Here is a 17,156-nt window from a genome sequence, read left to right on the forward strand (position 1 = left end):
AATGAGCACCGGTGAACGCCTATCCCTGACCGCGCAGAGCCTGGTGGCCGATGTTCTGGCGCGCGGGTCGGAGATCGCGCTGCTGTTTCTGGACTGGCGTACCGAGTGTGTGGGCTGTTCACTGGTGCGTTTCTGCACCCTGGAAGATGTCAGCCGTTACTACGGCTTGGATCTCGATGACATGCTTAACCAAATTCAAGAAAGGATGGAAACCAATGGAAGCCACGCATCTTCTTCGCGAGGAACATGAGGTGATTACCCGGGTGATCAACGCGCTGGAGGAGGCGGCCGGGGTGGTAGAACGTGGCGGGGATATCTCGCCCCAGTTCTTCCTGGATGCGGCTCAATTCGTGCGCGGCTTTGCCGACGGCTGCCACCACAAGAAGGAGGAAAACGTCTTCTTCCCGGCCCTGGTTGCTCACGGTATGGCGATTGAAGGCGGTCCGATTGGGGTCATGCTGGCCGAACACGACCAGGGACGGCGGACGATCCGCGCTCTGGTCGCCGCTGCGGAACGCTGGGCCCAGGGCGATTTAAGCGCCCGCACCGAGGTCGCCCAGCAGGCGCGTGCCTACGCTGCCCTGCTCCGCCAGCACATCGAGAAGGAGAATCATGTCCTCTTCCCCCTGGCCGAGGATATTCTTCCCCCCGAAACCCAGGCCCACCTGGTGGAGCGCTTTGACCATTTGGAACACGAAGAGACCGGCGCGGGGATTCATGAAAAATACCTCGCCCTGGCCGAGCGGCTGTGCGCCGCAGTGTCGCAGGGATAGGCCCGTTCTCAATCCTCACCCCCAACCGCTACCGCCGCCAGGGGCGGTAGCGGTGTTTTTTTTTCACCACCCGCCGACCTCGCGGCTGAGCATGAGCAGGGTCAGCGCCATCGTCTGACCGACCTTGCGCAGGCGTTCCGGATCCAGGTGGCTCATATCGTCCTGCGGCGTGTGGGCGAGGGCATCCGACCCATCCCAACTGATATAGGCGCTGAGGGCAGAGCGCCCGCCAAAGCCGGCTTCAATGGGCAGGCCGGTATGTGGCCCGCGCCCTCGCGTGGTCACCCCCACCCCCACGCGAGCGGCGGCACGCTCGATCAGTTTGACCAGGCGGTAACTGCTGCCCTCGCCCAGGGCGATGCGCTTCCCCGTGCCGGCGGCCACGCCGCTCAACTCCAGCACCGTTTCCACCGTGAGCGAACTAAAGCCCGTTTTGGCGTTCATCACGTTGACCACGCTCAACCCCTCGCGGCGCTCGCCCCCCGCCCAGGCCACGAAGACGACCGTGCGCTTGGGCTGGTAAGGGCTTTCCTTCAGCAGGCGCGCCAGTTCCAGCAGGGTGGCCACCCCACTGGCGTTGTCGTTGGCGCCGGGATAGCGCGTGCCATCCGGGGCAATCCCCAGGCCGTCGTAATAGGCACCGACCATGACCACGTAGTGATCCAGATTCTTCCCACCGGGGAGCGCGACATCTGCGCCGCTACCGGGGAGGTAGCCGATGACGTTGTAATAGGCCTCGCTAGTGTCATCGCTGTACCGCGGCAGAATAAGCATGCGCACCGTCGCCCCCGCCGCGGTCACGGCCGATTGGCCGGCCTTCAGGTCGGCAGCCAGGGCCTCTAATTGGGCCAGACTGCTCCCCGCCGTTGCCAGCAGGGTCTCGGCCGTTTGGGGGCTGATCCACATCACCGGGTGACGGCACAGGCCGCGCATGACCTGGGGGAACAAATCGCGCCGTTGGAGGTCGGCGGCATCCTCGGCCACCACCAAGATGCCCGCGTCCACCTCGGGCGAGAGGTGCTCAAAATCGGCCGCGCGCACCAGGATGATGCGATCACGCAGGTGGTGCTGTCCCAGCCCGTAAGGGTCATCGCCCGTGCCAGGTTCGGCGGCAGTCACCAATCCCACCACCGGCCCTTCCGCCACCCCCGCGCAGGGGAAGGGCACCACCCGCTCGTTGAAGTCCTGATGATAGACGAATGAGAGCACACTGCGGCCGTTGGCGTCCAGGATCTCCAGCGTCGGGGGCTGTTCCAGGTGCGGACGCGGGTTGACCAGGGTCTGGATGTAGGTATCGTTCTCGCCCGCCGGCAGCAGGCCGATGGCGGCCATCTGGTCGGCGATGTAGCGGGCGGCAAATTCGGCGCCGGGGGTGCCGGTCTCGCGCCCGCCCATCTGGGGCGCGGTGAGGGCGCGGATGTGCGCCAGTGCCCGCTGGGGGTCAAATTGGACGGCCACACTGCGGTACTGGCTGAGCGGGGTGGTGGTATTCAGCGCCCAGCCCAGAAGCACCGCGATCACCGCCACCCCTGCCACCACGTAGCGGTTGAAAAGGCGGGCCAGGTTGAGGTGGGTTTCTTCGAGCAGGCGGCGCAGTCCCTCGCCCCACAGGTTGAAGGCCACAATAGCCAGGAAGAATGCTGCACCGGGGTACCACGCCATCCAGGGGTAACTGCGCCACCAATCGCGGATGTTGGCTAACAGAGCGGCCCACTCCGGCACATCCGAAAAGCGCGCGATCACCGGCATCATCCGCCCGGCTTCGGCGATGGTCAGTTGAAATCCCCCGCCCAGGAAGATGTTGAGGAACCCCAACTCGGCCAGCAGCATGAGCACCCCGCCCATTTCCAGCACCGCCATCACGATCAGGGTGGGGAAAAGTTGCGGCAGGATGTGATAAAGCAAAATGCGCCCGCTGCCGGCGCCGAGCACCCGCGCTGCCTCGATGAAGGGGCGCGGTTTCAGGCTGAGCACCTGGCTGCGCACCGCCTGGGCAATTTCGCCCCAGCCCACCAGGCAAATCGCGGCGATGAACACCCAGGTGCCCTGTTGAATGCCCAGCGCCTGGATGATAATCATGGCGAAGAGCGTCAGGGGAAACGCTGCCCACACCCCCACCGCGCGGCGGACCAGGCGATCCAGCCACGAGTTCTGCCACCACCCGGCCAACAGCCCCAGCCCGGTGCCCAGGCCTAAACGTGCCAGCATGCCCCAAAATGCCAGCATCAGGGTGGTGCGGGCGCCGTAAAGCACCAGGGCCTGGATATCGCGCCCGATGTGATCGGTGCCCCAGGGGAAGACCGCGGAAGGCGGGTAGGGCGGGGCCCCGATTTTGCCCTCAATCATCATCACCCCGTGGATCTGATACGGGCTGGCGGGGGTTAACTGTGGCCCCCACAGCATGATTCCCAGCCAGCCGAGCACGAGCACCGTGCCCAGGATGAGGGCAGGATTGCCTGCCAGGCGCTGCAGCCACCAACGCCGCCGCGCCTGGCGGGTGGTGGCGTAGGGGGCTTCCAGGCGCGCCCAGGTCTGGATAGAGCGGGTGGGCAGTGGCGGCAGGGTGGGGCGTTCACCGCGTTCACGCCGCGGGTTCAGGCGCCGCAGTAGGTCGCGCAGGGTCGCTTTAACTTCGGCCCATTGCTGCGACCAGGTGGAGCGCTCTTCTTCTGGCGGCAAGCCGTTTTGGCGCAGGCGCGGGTCGAGCCAGGGATAGAGGAATTCCACCATCAGGTTGACCAGCAGGAAGAACAGCCCCAGCAGCAGGATGAAATCGGTGACCAGGGGGATCTGGGCGGCACGAATGGCTTCAATCAAGGTCAGACCCACGCCGGGCCAGACAAAGAAGAACTCCACCACCGGCAGGGTGGCCAATGAGAAGCGCAACGAAGTCGCCGCCGTGGTGAACACCGGCACCAAAATGCTCCGCAGTGCATGGCGGGTGCGAATCGTCCGTGTGGGCACGCCCTTGGCCTGCGCCAGGCGGATGAAGTCCTGCCCCATGACCTCGGTGAGTGCCACACTGGTGACCTGAGCGATTTGGGCCAGGGGGCGCATCGCCAGTACCAGCGCCGGCATGAGCAGGTGCGCATCCCAGCCGAAGCCGGTCGGTGGCAGGGGCGGCAACCCGAGGCGGCGGTAGAGGGTGATGTTGAGCACCCACAACAGCATCGCCAGCAAGAAACTGGGGGTGGAAATGCCCAGAATCGAGAGCACAAGCATCGCCATCCGCCCCAAGCCGCGCCGGCTGGCCATGACCACACCCAGTGGCAGGCCGAGCAGCAACGCCACGCCCAACGCCACCCCCAATAACCCGGCACTGCGAGCAAAGAGGCTCAGAACCAGATGGGCGGCGGGGATGTCCTGGCGGCTCCAGACGTAAGAGGTGGGGTGATGGAGGAGGTAGTTGACCAGATTTACCAGCGCCTCGGCGGCGGTTTGCAGCGGCTGGGCGGGCAAACCGCTGCGCCCGCGCTCGGCCAGCAACAAGCCGAAGATGGTGAGATAGGCAATGACCAGCAACGTTAACGCGGCCTCACCGAGGCGGCGCAGCAAGTTACGACCCAAGTAGGAGGCGTTCGATTGGGAATTCACGGGGTGGGCTCAACGTTGGGGGTGACGTTCGTCGGCCTCACCTCACCCTTATCATAAGGGCGGCGGCCGAAGTTTATTTTACCCCTAATCGGCCACCCCCGAGGTAGGCGCCTCGTCCTCTTTTTGGCGCTGCAGGTGCCGCCGTGCCAGTTCGGCTTCGATATCCGCCGGGCGCAGGCCGCGCAGAGCCAACAAGACCAACAGGTGATAGGTCAGGTCGGCGATCTCTTCCACCAGGCGTTGATCGCCCTGGCCCTTGGCGGCGACGATGATCTCGATGGCCTCTTCACCGATCTTCTTCAGAATCTGATCTTCGCCGCGCGCCAGCAGGTGGCTGGTGTACGAATCGAGGCGCGGGGCATCGCGGCGCTCGCAAATGATCTGATACAGGCGTTCCAGCATGTTCATGGCTCCATCTCCGTTATGGTAGGGGGATGTGCCGTCAAGTCTTCCAGGCGGCGGTAGAAACAGGTGGCATGGCCGGTATGGCACGTCGGGCCGGCGGGGCGGGCGCGGATGAGGAGGGCGTCGGCGTCGCAGTCCACGTGCACGTCCACGACCGTCAGGGTGTGCCCCGAGGTCTCACCTTTGCGCCAGAGCGCCTGGCGGCGGCGCGACCAGAAGTGCACCTGCCCGCTTTCCAGCGTGCGCGCCACGGCCGTGGCGTTCATCCATCCCAGCATCAGCACCGCGCCGCTCTCCGCATCCTGCACCACCGCCGGGATGAGGCCGTTGGCGTCGTAGGTTAGAGGAGGTAACGTGTTCATAGCGCCTCCCGGTAGGGTCGCACGGGGATACCGCGTTCGGCCAGGGTGGCTTTGAGGTGGGGGATGTGCACCAGGCCGTCGTGAAAGAGGGTGGCGGCCAGGGCGGCATCCGCGCCGCCGCGGGTGAGCACTGCGGCAAAGTGCTCCTCGCAGCCGGCCCCGCCCGAGGCGATGATCGGCACCGGCAGGGCAGTGGCAAACGCCGCGGTCAATTCCAGATCGTAGCCGGCGCGGGTGCCGTCGCGATCGAGGCTGGTGAGCAGGATTTCACCCGCGCCCAGGGCCACCCCGCGCTGCCCCCATTCCAGCGCATCCAGGCCGGTGGGGGTGCGCCCGCCGTCAATCAGCACCTCCCAGCGCGGGGGAGAACTGCCCGGCACGCGACGGGCGTCAATCGCCAGGACAATGCACTGACTGCCAAAGCGCAAGGCGCCCTCGCTGAGCAGGTGCGGCTGGCGCACCGCGGCCGAATTGAGGCTGATCTTATCCGCGCCGGCCAGCAGCAAGCGGCGCATATCTTCGAGCGACCGCACCCCGCCACCCACCGTCAGCGGCATGCGTACCTGCTCGGCTACCTGCGCCACCAGGTTGACCACGGTGGCGCGCCCGGCGGGGGTGGCTTCGATATCTAAGAAGACCAGTTCGTCCGCACCGAGGGCATCGTAGAGCGCGGCTTGTGCCACCGGGTCGCCGGCATCGCGCAGGTTGACAAAGTTGACCCCCTTGACCACGCGCCCGCCCTTGACATCCAGGCAGGGGATGATGCGCTTAGCCAGCATGATCGGCCTCCGCCAGCAGGGTTGCCAGGTCGAGTTCGCCGGTGTAGAGCGCGCGTCCGACGATCACCCCGGCCAGCCCGCGCGCGCGGGCCTGGCGCACTTCTTCGATGTGGGTCACTCCGCCGGCCAGGATCACCCGCAGGCGCGGGTCACGCGCCAGCGCTGCGGCGCTATCCAGGTTGGCGCCGGTGAGCATGCCGTCGCGTTGCACATCGGTAAAAATGACCCAGCGCAGGCCATAATCGGCCAGGCGCGCCAGCACCTCGGCGGGATCGTAGGGGGCGCTGCGCTGCCAGCCGTGAATCTGCACCTCGCCCTGGCGCAAATCCAGGCTATAGGCGATGCGCTCGGCACCCCAGCGGGCGATCGCCGCTGCCAGGGTCTGTGGCTGCTGGATGGCCAGCGTGCCCAGGATGACGCGGTGGACGCCCATCCGCAGCAGGTGCGCGATGGCTTCCATCGAACGCACGCCGCCCCCGACCTGAATGTGGGCGTTGAACTCAGACGTGATTTCCAGGATCTGGGCGATGGCAGTCTCATTGGCGCGGGCCGCCTTTTCCTCGCCCAGGGCGCCATCCAGGTTAATCACGTGCAGCCAGCGCGCGCCGGCGGAGAGGAAGCGGTAGGCTACCTCGGCCGGGTCGGTGCTGAAGACCGTTTCGCGGTTGGGGTCGCCCTCCTGCAGGCGCACCACCCGCCCCTGGCGCAAGTCAATAGCAGGAAAAATGATAAAGTCGTCCATCCGACACCTCGCTCACAAGGTCAAAAAATTGCGCAGCAGGCGCTCACCCACGGCCTGGCTCTTTTCGGGGTGGAACTGCACACCGCAGACGTTCTCCCACGCCACTGCGCTGGCAAAATCCACACCGTAATCGGTCAGCGCCAGTACGGCGCGCGGGTCATCCACCTGACAGTAATACCCATGGTTGAAATACACGTAGTCGCCCGGGCGCAGCCCAGCGAAGAGGGGGGAATCGCGCTGCGGCCAGAGTTGATTCCAGCCGGTGTGGGGCACTTTGTAAGCGGGGGGTAAATCGAAGCGCACCACCCGCCCGGGCAGGATGCCCAGCCCGGCATGCACGCCCATTTCTTCGCTCACCTCCAGCAGCGCCTGCATACCCACGCAAATGCCCAGCAGGGGGCGGCCGGCGGCGATGACCTCATGAAGGGCTTCCACCAGGTTGCGTTCGCGCAGGCCACGCATGAATTCACCGAACGCACCCACCCCCGGCAGGATCACGCGCGACGCCCGCCGCACCACCTCGGGATCGGGGGTCAGGGTGACATCGGCACCGGTCTTGCGCAGGGCTGCCACCACCGAGCGCAGGTTGCCGGTGCCGGCGTCTACAACCGTGACCGCTACCGCCTCAGACATCCAGCGCCCCCTTGGTCGAAGGAATTTCCCCCTGGCGGCGCGGTTCGAGGCGGGTAGCGGCGCACAGGGCGCGCCCCAGGGCTTTGAAGAGGGCTTCGGCCTGGTGATGGTCATCGCGCCCGTAGAAGACGCGGGCGTGCAAGGCACAGCGGGCGCGCTGGGCAAAACTTTCCAGAAAATGGGCGAACAGGCTGGTGGGGATGTTGCCGAGCAGGGGGGCGTGCCAGCGCACCTGCACCACGGCGTAGGGACGGCCGGAGAAATCCACCACCACCCGGGCCAGGCTCTCGTCCAGCGGGGCGTAGAAGAAGCCCATGCGGGTCAGGCCGGCGCGCTCGCCCAGGGCGCGGTCAAAAGCATCCCCCAGCGTTAGCGCCACGTCCTCCAGGGTGTGGTGGACGTCAATATGCAGGTCACCCTGGGCTTCGATGTCCAGGTCGAACAGCCCGTGATAGGCTACTTGTGCCAGCATGTGATCCAGAAAGCCGAGGCCGGTCTGAATGCGGTGCTGGCCACGGCCATCCAGGTTCAGCGCCACCCGGATGCGCGTTTCGGCGGTCTCGCGGCGCACCTCGGCGCGGCGGGGAAGCGGTTCAAGCGGATTGAGGGTCATCGCCAAGCCTCCTCAGGGTAGCGATCAGCGCGTCGCTGTGCTCGGGGCGCCCGACGCTGATGCGAAGGTAATTTTTGAGATAAGGGGTATCGAAGTAGCGCACGAAGATGCCCGCTGCGGCCAGGGCCTCTTTGAGCGCTCGGGCCGGGCGGTCGAGGACGCGGCAGAGGATGAAATTGGCCTGCGAGGGCAGGGGTTCCAGGTAAGGGATGGTCTGAAGCAGGGTGAAAAGGCGTTCTCGCTCGCGGCGCAGGCGGTCTACCCGCTCGGCGAGCCGGTCAAGATCCTCCAACGACGCGATGGCGGCGGCACTGGCGGCGACGTTGACGTTGTAGGGCTGCTTGGCTTTCCACAGGACGGGCAGCAGCCACGCCGGGAAGACGCCGTAGCCCACGCGCAAACCCGCCAGCCCGGCCCATTTGCTGAACGTGCGCAGGACGACGACGTTCTCGCGCTCCAGGGGGACGCGCACATTACTGAGCGCCTCGCCCAACCGCCCGCCGCCCTCCGCAAATTCGATATAGGCCTCGTCCAGGACGATCAGGGTCGGCCAGGTGAAGAGCCGCGCCAGGGTGTCGGGGTCGAGCAGACCGCCATCGGGGTTGTTGGGGCTGGCGAGCAGCACCGCCTTGGGGCGGTAGGTGCTCACGGCCTGCGCCATGGCCTCCAGGTCGAGGCTGAAATCGGGGCGGCGCGGAATTTCGATCACCTCGCCGCCGTTGAGACGGGCATCGAAGGCGTACATGCCAAAGGTGGGTGGGGCGATCAGGACGCGCTCGCCTGGGCGCAGCAGGACGCGTAGCAGCAGATCAATCAGTTCGTCCGCACCGGCGCCGGCCAGGATGTGGGCCATGGGCACGCCGAGGAACTCGGCCAGGGCGGCGCGCAGGGCACGGCTCTCGGGGTCGGGATAGATGTGCGCCCATTCCAGGCGCGCCAGGGCGCTCAGCGCGCGCGGTGAGGGGCCGTAGGGGTTCTCGTTGGCATCCAGTTTGATGATCTCGTGGGGCGCCCGTCCGTAGCGGGCCGAGAGCACCTCAAACGGCTCGATGGGGGTGTAGGGGGGCAGGTTTTCCAGATGCGGTGCCGTTTGCATCACGACCTCCCGGGCAGTATCTCGGGCAGCGGAGGCGGGGTTTCGCCCTCCAGGGCGCGCAGCAGAGCCATGTAGCGCGGGGGTTCTTCATCGAAGATATAGGTCACCGGGGTCACCACCACGCCACTGCCGCCGATGGCGCGCAGTTGATTGACAGCCTGAAAGATCTCATCCTTGCGCACCACCACGTGCACGGCGTACCAATCGCCGTTGCCGCCGGGGGTTATCACCGGGGACAGGGTGGGGCCTTGCAAGCCGCGGATGGTGCAATGATCGAAGATGCGCTGGGCGACGTCGTGGGGCGATTTGCCGCGCATGTTGGCGAAGACGGAGTAGTTATCGCTGGCGCGCAGGTGGGCTTCGATGAATTCGAGCAGGTGGCGCGCCAGGCTGCGCGCGGCGGGGTTGCGCTTGAGGGTGGCGAAATTGGCGATGAGCACGGCCTGCGAATCGAGGATGCGCCCGGCTTCCAGGGGGCGGAGGCGGTTATCGCGCAAGGTCTGGCCCGAAGCGACCAGGTCGCTGATCAGGTCGGCATAGCCAATGGCGGGAGCGGTTTCGAGCGTCCCTTCCGCTGAGATCAGCGCATGCGGGATGCCGTGGCGCTGGAGAAAGGCGCCGCTCAGGCGCGGGAATTTGGTTGCTACCCGCAGGGGGCGGCCCAGGGTGGTGGCTTTGCGCGCCAGGTCGTCCAGCGTCCAGACGTCGTCCCACGCCTCGGGAATGGCAAGGTAGAGGCTGCAACCGCCGAAGCGCAGGGCATCATGCAGGATCAGCAGGGGCGTGGGCAGGGGTGTCTTTTCCAGCACCATATCCAGCCCGGTGATACCGAAATCCACGCTGCCATCGGCCACGCTGGCGACGATATCGCCGGGGCGCTGGAAGAGGACTTTGAGGTCGGGCAGGGCGGGGAGCAGAGCTTCATACTGGCGCGGGTTGGGTTTGTAGACCGGCAGGCCGCAGGCGGCGAGGAAGGCCAGGGCATCTTCAGCCAGGCGGCCTTTGGAGGGGAGGGAGATACGAAACGAAGCCATACACGGACACTCCACACAGAAATAGAAAACTCCCTCCGCCGATCGGCGGAGGGAGGGGGTAACGGGGAGGGGATAGGTGGAACGGACCTCGCTGCCGATCAGGCGGAGGAAGGTGGGTGGAAATGATGATGGAAGCGGGCCGTTCGCAGGGTCATGATTGGCCCTAGTTTACGTAAATGAGGCGAATTTGTCAAGGTTGGCGCGTTCTATTGTTAGCGCAACGTAGTAAAGTCCCCTTTGTGCAACGTTAAAAACGTCCTCCGGTCGGGGTGCATGTATCGCGATGGGCATGGCCTTAAAACCCCAACTTCTGCAAACCTTCCTCGATGCTGAGGTCGGTTTTGCCCAACACCTCGTTCCAGAAGCGCTCATCGTAGCGGCGGCTGCGGATGGGGATGGCCATCGGCATGCCCCAACCCATCACTAGCACCTCTTCGCGCGGCTGGAGGTGGGTGAGCATCCCACGCAGTTGGTCGCGATCGGCCAGGCCGGAGAGCACGGCGTGGATGTCGCTCTCATCCCCCAGCCAGCCGCTGATGCGCGTGCCCAACTGCGACATCACCTCATCGTAAATCTGCGAGGGGCGCTGATCCACCACCAGCAGGGTGACGAAGTACTTGCGCATCTCGCGGGCGATGGTGCTGAACGTCGTCTGCGCCGCCAAATCGCGGTTGAGCAGTTTGTGCGCCTCTTCCAGCACGATCACCAGCGGGCGCGGGGGCGGGTTCTTGCTTTTATCCGCGCGGTAGGCCTCGGTCTTCCTCACCCATGCCTCGCGGATATGGCGGGTGAGCACGTTGGTCACCAGCAGGTAATCCAGGTCGCTCTCGAACTTACCGAACGAGAGCACCACATGCTGACCGGCTTCCAGGGATTTGATGACCTGCTGGATGGTCGCGCCTTCGGGCGGATCGGGGAGGATATAGGGCTTTTCGAAGAGGCGGCGCAGTTTGTTATGCAGGCCCTCGGCGGCCATCACGTTGGTGCCGACCGAATTGGCCCAATAGGCCACGCTGTTAGGTGCCGGCACCTTTTTGCCGTTCTCATCGGTTTCTTCGGCGCCGACTTCCATCTGACGGAACTCGTGGAACCAGCGATCACCGAAGGACTGCACCAGCGCTGCCAGGGTGGTGGGAGTGGTCTCTTTGAGGTTGAGTTCGCGCGTCAGCATCTCGATGTCCTCGGGCTCCAGGTCGCGCTCGGCCAGGACGAGGTTGAAGTCGGGCGTACGACCATGGATGCGGGTATCCTGGCCCAAGCCGACCACGCGCACCTTGGCCGGGAACTTGGTGCGCAGGCCGATCACCGGCTCGCGCGTATCCGAGGCAATATCGTCGTAGCCGTATTCGTTATGCATGTCGAAGACGAGCACCGACGCCTGATCGTATTTGATCAGGCCAGCCAGGATCATGCGGGTGAGGAAGGATTTGCCGGTGCCGGTGGCGCCGAAGATGCCCGCCGAACGCTGGACGAACTTCTCCAGGTCAATCGGGATGGGGTGTCCCTGCTCGCGGGTGTAGCCGAGGACGAAGTTGCGTTCGCTTGGCTCCCCGAAGATCTCGGCCACGTCGCCGGCGCCGGCCAGGCGCACCGTGGCGTGGTGCAGGGGGACGGTGCGCACGCTCATGATGCGCCCGCCCTCGGGGTGTTCGCTCCTCCAGGCCTCGTAGTCGGGCGTGCCCGGCTCCGGGCCGATCTCAGCCATGAGTTTGGGCAGAACCTCCAAGTTGGTATAGAGGGTTTGGCCGTGGAGCAGATCCACCAGTCCGCGCGGCAGGCGTGCTTCTGAGGGCTCATCGGCAAAACGCGGATCGGTGGCGCCGAGTTGCAGATCCACGACGGTGCCGTAGAACTGCCAGTTGCCGGAGCGGATGGTGACGAAACTGCCCTCCTGGATGGTTTGCGGCGGGACGGTCAGGCGCACGCGCAGGGTGCTCTGCAAACTCCCGCCCACCACGTAGCCGATGGGTTGGCCTTCGGGGTCTGAAACGGTCAGCGGTTGGGTTGCCATGGTGGGTCCTCCCTATAAATCCAGTTCGGTATCGGCGAGGGCGCTGAGCACGGTGGCCAGGGTGGCGTAATCGTCGCGCAGCAGGGTGATCAGTTCGCGCGCTGCCTCGCGCGCCCAATGGGGGTTGCCACCCTGGGCGTGGCAGGCCTGCGCTTGCTGCAGGTGCGCCGCCACCACCTCGGCCAGGGGCTGATCTGTGGCGCGCAGCAGATGGCGGAAGTAGCCAAAGCGCCCGTGAGCGGTGAAACGGCGCACTTCGGCGGGGGTGCAGGTATAAAGCACGTGTAGCACCAGCGGCGGGCGCGGCGGCAAGAGGTGGCTGAGGCGGCCGTTGTGCTCGTAACCGACAAAAAGCACGCCGATCTCCAACGGCAGGTTGCGGTTGTATTGATTATCCAGGATCACGCTGGGGTCGAGGTTGGGACTGATCACCACCTGGCGCGTCAGCCCATCATCGAAGACCTGGATGTCGGCGACCACGCCGTAAACCTGGTAGGTATCATCCACGGGCAGGCGCACCAGGCTGCCCAGCGGCGGCAGGTGGGGCTGGCCGGCGCGGCAGCCGACCACGCAGCGGGTGGTGTCGGCGCGCAGCATGCGCCCGATTTCAAGGGGGGTTGAGGAGGTAAGGGGTTGATCCGTCATGCGTGCACTCCAATTCGCACCAAGGTTCGTTCAAAACAGGGACAGAACACAGGACGATGGATCCATCGAGAGGGCGGGAGCCTTACCGCGCACTGCGCCGGCTGGAGGATTGCAAATCCTGCTTGGCGCGTTGCTTTTCCGATTCCTCGCCCACCACCACGCCCTGGTTCAGCCATTCCTGCTCGATCATGGCCGCCACCGCCTGGCGATCCTGGTAGGTGACCACCGCCAATTCGTGGGCGCGGATGAGGGCATAGGGGTAGCGGCGGTTGGGGGTGATCTGGGTCTGCTGGAGCAGGACACCGTGCAGGATGGTTACCGCGGTCGTATCCACGGCCACCCAATGCGGGATTTCCACCCGCACGACCTTAGGTTGGCCTGCGAGCCCGACGTTGAGGTAAAAGAAGTGCAGTTCCAACTGCCCCTGCGCGGCCTGGCGGAAGCGCTCGGCGGTGGTGGACTGCAGGCCAAAGAGGGCCGAGCGTTCACCAGGCTGGAGCAACTGGCCGAAAAGAGCGCGATCGGTGATGCCACGGAGCGGGCGCAGTTGCCCGGCCTGGGCTAACTCGTCCTCATCTAACAGGGCCAGTTCCAGCAGGCGCACCACCAGGTCGGCCTGGGGCTTATCCACGTAGCCGGCCGTGATCACGCCCTGGGCGGCCAGGGCGGTCAGCACGCGCAGGTAGTCCTGAAAGCGGGCGTGGAATTCGGGATCTTCGCGCGGCTGGCGGTAGAGTTCGAGCGGCCCATCGGTGAGCGTGACCAGCGGGGTGACGGTTTCATCGCGCAGGCGCTCGAGCAGGGCGCGGCGTTCGCGCAGGTCGCGCTCCAGGGCAATGCGTTCCTCGCCAATCGTGCCCAGGTCGTCGTAGAGATCCTGGTTGAGCAGCACCTCGCTCTGGATGAGTTCCTGGGGCGGGCGGTGGTGCCCCAGGTCGTAGCCGAAGAGGCCGATGTTGATCAGCCCGAAGGGGATGCGATCGTGGTGGTTGGGGTTGGCGTTGGAGCCATCTGCCGCCAGCAGCAGCCCCTGGGTGGGGGCGGGCGGGGCGGGGACGCGGGTGGTCAGCGCCTCTTGCCCGGGGCGGGCGCACCGCAGAGAGGGGTTGTAGCGCAAGGCCTGCTCCACGCGTCGGCCCAGGTCGGGCAGACGGTCGGCCCAGGTTTGGAGCGTCTCCCAGGCGCGGTTGAACTCATCGCGCAGACGGGCTTGCTCGCGCTGCGCCTCCCCGGCGGCTTGCTGAATTTGCCGATGCACTTCGACGAAATTGATGGTCATGCCATCTCACCCCTTGAACATTTGTACTAATTTTAATCGCTCGTTGAGAAAATGAAAAGCGCGATAACCTTAAAAAATCGCCCTTTCTTTCCCTATCCGGCGCGTGCTATAATGAAGCCGACACGCGTAGGGCTGTATGGAAATTTTCAATGTAGGCATCCTGGAATTAACCCTGATCCTGCTGCTGGCGTTCATCCTGCTCGGCCCGCAGGGGATGATCAAAACCGCGCGCGACCTGGGGCGGCTGATGCGGAAAATCCTGCACTCCCCGCTGTGGGCTTCCCTGCGCCAGGTCGAGCGCGAGGTACGCGAGGTGCCGACCCGCCTGATCCGCGAGGCCGGCCTGGAAGAGTTGGAACAGGAACTCCAGCGCCCCAGCGAGAGCATCCTTCCCCCCACCGCCCCCCGCCCTGCGCCACCGGTGACACCGCCGCCACCGCCGGCGGACGAGCCCCCCTCATCCCGCGGCAACGGCAAAACCGCCACCTGATCGCCTTGCGGCGCGGCTCACGGCGACGGCGGGGTGGTCTCATCTTTTTCGGCCGTTTCATCCTCGCCCTTCTTGGTCAGTCCCTCGCGAAAGGCACGGATGCCGCTGCCGAGTTCACCAGCAATCTTAGTAATCCGTCCCGGGCCGAAGAGGAGCAGAATCAGCACCAGGATAATCAGCAGTTCGGGTAAACCGGGTCGCCACATGAGTTTGCTACCTCCATTTTTCTTTCCACACTACGATTTAGATGGACGCACGGCCACGAAGGCCAGCAAGACGCTCAAGCCGTAGAGCACCAGCAAGGGCAGCATGAGCAGGGTCATGTTGACCGGATCGGGGGTGGGGGTGATCACCGCGGCCAGGATGGCGATGAGGATGACGGCGATGCGCCACTGCTGCGCCAGCGCCCGCGGCGAGACCAGGCGCAAACGCGCCAGCACATAGACCACCAGGGGGGTCTCAAACGCCACCCCGATCCAGAAGAGCAGGTTGGTGACAAAAGCGTAATAATTGGCCAGGCGCGGCGTGGTGCGAATACCGATGAAACTGATCAGGAAGGGCAGCGCCGCCGGCAGCATGACGAAGTAGGCGAAGAGGACGCCGAGGACGAACAGCACCGTGGCGGCTGGGATGGCGGTGAACAACCCGCGTCGCTCGCGGGGGGTCAGCCCGGGCAGGATAAACGCCACCACCTGGTAGAGGATAAAGGGCAGGGCGAGGATGAACCCGGCCAACAGGCTGACGCGCATAAAGACGCCGATATTTTCGGTGACCTCAATGGAGACCAGTTTATCTACCCCGCCGATCGGGCGCGCCAGGATGGCGATCAGCCGTTCGCCGAAGGCAAAACTGACCGTGGTGGTCAGCCCCAGCGCGATCAACCCCTTGAGCAAACGCCCGCGCAGTTCTTCCAGGTGCTCCCACAGGCTCATTGCCGCCGGGGACGACTCGGTTTCTGTCCCGGGCGGAAGGGTTTCTTGCCGCGTGGCCATGACGATTCGATTTTACCACACGCTTGGTCGGAATTAGCCACGGTTCGCGGTACCCGGCTTGGCCATGAAATGTGACGGCGGTCACGGTCACAGGAATGCCGATGGGAGTAGAATTCATGTAGATCAAACCTCACCGGATGGAGGTGCCGATGTCCCAGCCCATTGCCTTGATTGCCGATAGCACCTGTGACCTGCCCCCGGAGTGGGTGGAACGTTATGGCATTCTGATCGTGCCCCAGACGATTATCTTCGGGCAAGAGGTGTTCCTGGACGGCATTGACATGACCGCCGAGGCGTTCTACGCGCGGTTGGAGCGGAGCGGTGAACATCCCACTTCGTCTCAGCCGCCCCCGGAGGCGTTCCTGCGCGCGTTTCAAACTGCCGCGGAGCAGGGCGCACGGGAGGCGATCACCTTTGTGGTCAGCAGTCACATGAGCGGCACCTACCAATCCGCCCTGCGCGCCGCAGCCGAGTCTCCCATCCCGGTGCACGTGGTGGATAGTTGCAACAATTCCATGGGCATGGGCTGGCAGGTCATGGCCGCCGCCCGCGCCCGCGAGCGGGGAGGGGATGTGGCAGCCATGCTCGAAGCGGCGCGCAAGGTGCGCGAGGTGATGGTGTACTACGTGGCGCTGGATACCCTGGCTTACCTGCACCAGGGTGGGCGGATCGGTGCAGCTGCCCGCTTGCTGGGTTCCATCATCCAGATCAAGCCGCTGGTTTACGTCAAGCCCAGCGATGGCACGGTGGCGGCCTCGATCCCGGCCCGTTCGCGCGCCGGCGTGATCGAGAACCTCTTTCGCGAGTTCTTCAAACACGTGGATACCACCCGCCCGCTCCACATCGCCGTCTTACACAACGCCTGCCTGGCCGATGCCGAGGCGTTGGCGCAGCGCGTCCAGGCGACCTATCACCCCCAAGAGTTGATCATCCGCCCGGCCAGCCCAACGCTGGGTGTGCACACCGGCCCGCGCGCGATTGCCCTGTGTGGCTACGCCGAGCCGGCCTGATGCGGGGCGTTGCCGTTGGCGCGCAGGGCTTCAAGCAAGGCCGGCACTTCGGCCAGGGAGCGCAAGCGCCAGGTCGCCAGGCGGGCGATCTCCGGCGGGATCGGCTGTACATCGGGGATGAGGATACAGCGCATACCGGCGGCGTGGGCGGCCTGTACCCCGGCCACCGAATCTTCCAGCACCACGCAGGACGCCGGGGGCTGGGCCAGGCGGCGCGCCGCTTCCAGGAACAGGTCGGGGGCGGGTTTGGCGCGCGGCACATCTTCACCGGTCACGATGATTTCAAAGTACTCGCGCAAGCCGGCGCTGCGCAGTTTGCCCTCGGCCATGGCGCGCGAGGTGGAGGACGCTACTGCCCGCGGCAAGCCGGCGCGGATGGCATAGGTCAACAGGTCGTGCGCGCCCGGCTTGGGCGGCACACCTTCGCGTGCCAACGCCGCGAGAAAGTGCGCCTGGCGCAGGCGGTAAGCCGTTTCAAACGGAAAATCACGCCCGAAGACCTGCTCGAACAGCGTCCGCACCTCGGTCTCGGAGCGCCCGATCATCTGCACAAAAATCTCATCGGTCAGGGTATAACCGACCTGGGCAATGACCTCAGCCCACGAGCGCCGTGAGAGCGGCTCGGAATCCACCAGCAGGCCGTCCAGGTCGAAGATCAACGCCGTTACCGACATCCGTTTCTCCGCAGCATCAAACTG

At 65.3% G+C, this 17,156-nt stretch carries 19 protein-coding genes; 4 read left to right on the forward strand and 15 right to left on the reverse strand.

The window, feature by feature from the left end:
- Position 1: 1 nt before the first annotated feature.
- Positions 2 to 250, forward strand: coding sequence for a hypothetical protein (locus QYE77_RS09120; protein WP_315625085.1), 249 nt, complete (start codon positions 2 to 4; stop codon positions 248 to 250).
- Entirely contained in the window at positions 216 to 773 is a 558-nt protein-coding gene (locus QYE77_RS09125; RefSeq protein ID WP_315625086.1) for a hemerythrin domain-containing protein, read from the forward strand. Before QYE77_RS09120 ends, QYE77_RS09125 begins: the two co-directional genes overlap by 35 nt.
- Positions 774 to 836: 63 nt before the next feature.
- On the opposite strand, the gene QYE77_RS09130 is transcribed toward QYE77_RS09125, so the two are convergent.
- From QYE77_RS09130 to QYE77_RS09185, 12 genes are all read right to left on the reverse strand, one after another.
- On the reverse strand, positions 837 to 4,367 hold the full coding sequence (locus QYE77_RS09130) for an ABC transporter permease subunit (RefSeq protein ID WP_315625087.1): 3,531 nt from the start codon (positions 4,365 to 4,367) through the stop codon (positions 837 to 839).
- An 84-nt stretch (positions 4,368 to 4,451) separates the two neighbouring features.
- Positions 4,452 to 4,775: a phosphoribosyl-ATP diphosphatase gene (gene hisE / locus QYE77_RS09135; RefSeq protein WP_315625088.1), complete on the reverse strand. Its 324-nt coding sequence runs from the start codon at positions 4,773 to 4,775 to the stop codon at positions 4,452 to 4,454.
- Complete coding sequence (hisI, locus tag QYE77_RS09140; RefSeq protein WP_315625089.1) at positions 4,772 to 5,134, reverse strand: phosphoribosyl-AMP cyclohydrolase; 363 nt, start codon at positions 5,132 to 5,134, stop codon at positions 4,772 to 4,774. Before hisI ends, hisE begins: the two co-directional genes overlap by 4 nt.
- Positions 5,131 to 5,913: an imidazole glycerol phosphate synthase subunit HisF gene (hisF, locus tag QYE77_RS09145; RefSeq protein ID WP_315625090.1), complete on the reverse strand. Its 783-nt coding sequence runs from the start codon at positions 5,911 to 5,913 to the stop codon at positions 5,131 to 5,133. Before hisF ends, hisI begins: the two co-directional genes overlap by 4 nt.
- Positions 5,903 to 6,655 (reverse strand): 1-(5-phosphoribosyl)-5-[(5-phosphoribosylamino)methylideneamino]imidazole-4-carboxamide isomerase, encoded by a 753-nt coding sequence (hisA, locus tag QYE77_RS09150; RefSeq protein ID WP_315625091.1) that lies wholly within the window; start codon positions 6,653 to 6,655, stop codon positions 5,903 to 5,905. Before hisA ends, hisF begins: the two co-directional genes overlap by 11 nt.
- Positions 6,656 to 6,667: 12 nt before the next feature.
- Complete coding sequence (gene hisH / locus QYE77_RS09155) at positions 6,668 to 7,288, reverse strand: imidazole glycerol phosphate synthase subunit HisH (RefSeq protein WP_315625092.1); 621 nt, start codon at positions 7,286 to 7,288, stop codon at positions 6,668 to 6,670.
- Positions 7,281 to 7,901 carry an imidazoleglycerol-phosphate dehydratase HisB gene (gene hisB / locus QYE77_RS09160; protein WP_315625093.1) on the reverse strand — a complete coding sequence of 207 codons (621 nt, stop codon included), beginning with the start codon at positions 7,899 to 7,901 and terminating at the stop codon, positions 7,281 to 7,283. Before hisB ends, hisH begins: the two co-directional genes overlap by 8 nt.
- Positions 7,882 to 8,997: a histidinol-phosphate transaminase gene (gene hisC, locus QYE77_RS09165; RefSeq protein ID WP_315625094.1), complete on the reverse strand. Its 1,116-nt coding sequence runs from the start codon at positions 8,995 to 8,997 to the stop codon at positions 7,882 to 7,884. The genes hisB and hisC overlap by 20 nt, the downstream gene beginning before the upstream one ends.
- Entirely contained in the window at positions 8,997 to 10,046 is a 1,050-nt protein-coding gene (gene hisG / locus QYE77_RS09170) for an ATP phosphoribosyltransferase (RefSeq protein ID WP_315625095.1), read from the reverse strand. Before hisG ends, hisC begins: the two co-directional genes overlap by 1 nt.
- A 280-nt stretch (positions 10,047 to 10,326) precedes the next feature.
- Complete coding sequence (locus tag QYE77_RS09175) at positions 10,327 to 12,042, reverse strand: ATP-binding protein (protein WP_315625096.1); 1,716 nt, start codon at positions 12,040 to 12,042, stop codon at positions 10,327 to 10,329.
- A gap of 12 nt (positions 12,043 to 12,054) precedes the next feature.
- Positions 12,055 to 12,687 carry a hypothetical protein gene (locus QYE77_RS09180; protein ID WP_315625097.1) on the reverse strand — a complete coding sequence of 211 codons (633 nt, stop codon included), beginning with the start codon at positions 12,685 to 12,687 and terminating at the stop codon, positions 12,055 to 12,057.
- Between the two features lie 82 nt (positions 12,688 to 12,769).
- A complete protein-coding gene (locus QYE77_RS09185; RefSeq protein WP_315625098.1) occupies positions 12,770 to 13,945 on the reverse strand; it encodes a DNA double-strand break repair nuclease NurA in 1,176 nt (391 codons plus the stop codon).
- A gap of 157 nt (positions 13,946 to 14,102) precedes the next feature.
- Here QYE77_RS09185 and QYE77_RS09190 point away from each other — a divergent pair, with 157 nt between their 5' ends.
- Complete coding sequence (locus tag QYE77_RS09190) at positions 14,103 to 14,456, forward strand: hypothetical protein (protein ID WP_315625099.1); 354 nt, start codon at positions 14,103 to 14,105, stop codon at positions 14,454 to 14,456.
- Between the two features lie 17 nt (positions 14,457 to 14,473).
- Here QYE77_RS09190 and QYE77_RS09195 read toward each other — a convergent pair whose 3' ends face one another.
- Both QYE77_RS09195 and tatC read right to left on the reverse strand, forming a co-directional pair.
- Positions 14,474 to 14,662 carry a twin-arginine translocase TatA/TatE family subunit gene (locus QYE77_RS09195; protein ID WP_315625100.1) on the reverse strand — a complete coding sequence of 63 codons (189 nt, stop codon included), beginning with the start codon at positions 14,660 to 14,662 and terminating at the stop codon, positions 14,474 to 14,476.
- 30 nt (positions 14,663 to 14,692) lie between these two features.
- Positions 14,693 to 15,448: a twin-arginine translocase subunit TatC gene (tatC, locus tag QYE77_RS09200; RefSeq protein WP_315625101.1), complete on the reverse strand. Its 756-nt coding sequence runs from the start codon at positions 15,446 to 15,448 to the stop codon at positions 14,693 to 14,695.
- 149 nt (positions 15,449 to 15,597) lie between these two features.
- Here tatC and QYE77_RS09205 point away from each other — a divergent pair, with 149 nt between their 5' ends.
- Entirely contained in the window at positions 15,598 to 16,458 is an 861-nt protein-coding gene (locus QYE77_RS09205; protein ID WP_315625102.1) for a DegV family protein, read from the forward strand.
- Here QYE77_RS09205 and QYE77_RS09210 read toward each other — a convergent pair.
- Positions 16,440 to 17,132 (reverse strand): HAD family hydrolase, encoded by a 693-nt coding sequence (locus QYE77_RS09210; protein ID WP_315625103.1) that lies wholly within the window; start codon positions 17,130 to 17,132, stop codon positions 16,440 to 16,442. The genes QYE77_RS09205 and QYE77_RS09210 overlap by 19 nt on opposite strands.
- Positions 17,133 to 17,156: the final 24 nt, after the last annotated feature.

Origin of the sequence: Thermanaerothrix solaris (assembly GCF_032334255.1) — a bacterium.
GTDB lineage: Bacteria > Chloroflexota > Anaerolineae > Anaerolineales > Anaerolineaceae > Thermanaerothrix > Thermanaerothrix solaris.

Coding starts and splice junctions, on each gene's coding strand:
- QYE77_RS09125 (WP_315625086.1), top strand. CDS start 216: ATGGAAGCCACGCATCTTCTTCGCGAGGAACATGAGGTGATTACCCGG.
- hisE (WP_315625088.1), bottom strand. CDS start 4,775: ATGAACATGCTGGAACGCCTGTATCAGATCATTTGCGAGCGCCGCGAT.
- tatC (WP_315625101.1), bottom strand. CDS start 15,448: ATGGCCACGCGGCAAGAAACCCTTCCGCCCGGGACAGAAACCGAGTCG.
- hisF (WP_315625090.1), bottom strand. CDS start 5,913: ATGCTGGCTAAGCGCATCATCCCCTGCCTGGATGTCAAGGGCGGGCGC.
- QYE77_RS09210 (WP_315625103.1), bottom strand. CDS start 17,132: ATGTCGGTAACGGCGTTGATCTTCGACCTGGACGGCCTGCTGGTGGAT.
- QYE77_RS09120 (WP_315625085.1), top strand. CDS start 2: ATGAGCACCGGTGAACGCCTATCCCTGACCGCGCAGAGCCTGGTGGCC.
- hisI (WP_315625089.1), bottom strand. CDS start 5,134: ATGAACACGTTACCTCCTCTAACCTACGACGCCAACGGCCTCATCCCG.
- QYE77_RS09175 (WP_315625096.1), bottom strand. CDS start 12,042: ATGGCAACCCAACCGCTGACCGTTTCAGACCCCGAAGGCCAACCCATC.
- QYE77_RS09205 (WP_315625102.1), top strand. CDS start 15,598: ATGTCCCAGCCCATTGCCTTGATTGCCGATAGCACCTGTGACCTGCCC.
- QYE77_RS09180 (WP_315625097.1), bottom strand. CDS start 12,687: ATGACGGATCAACCCCTTACCTCCTCAACCCCCCTTGAAATCGGGCGC.
- QYE77_RS09190 (WP_315625099.1), top strand. CDS start 14,103: ATGGAAATTTTCAATGTAGGCATCCTGGAATTAACCCTGATCCTGCTG.
- hisH (WP_315625092.1), bottom strand. CDS start 7,288: ATGTCTGAGGCGGTAGCGGTCACGGTTGTAGACGCCGGCACCGGCAAC.
- hisB (WP_315625093.1), bottom strand. CDS start 7,901: ATGACCCTCAATCCGCTTGAACCGCTTCCCCGCCGCGCCGAGGTGCGC.
- hisC (WP_315625094.1), bottom strand. CDS start 8,997: ATGCAAACGGCACCGCATCTGGAAAACCTGCCCCCCTACACCCCCATC.
- QYE77_RS09195 (WP_315625100.1), bottom strand. CDS start 14,662: ATGTGGCGACCCGGTTTACCCGAACTGCTGATTATCCTGGTGCTGATT.
- hisA (WP_315625091.1), bottom strand. CDS start 6,655: ATGGACGACTTTATCATTTTTCCTGCTATTGACTTGCGCCAGGGGCGG.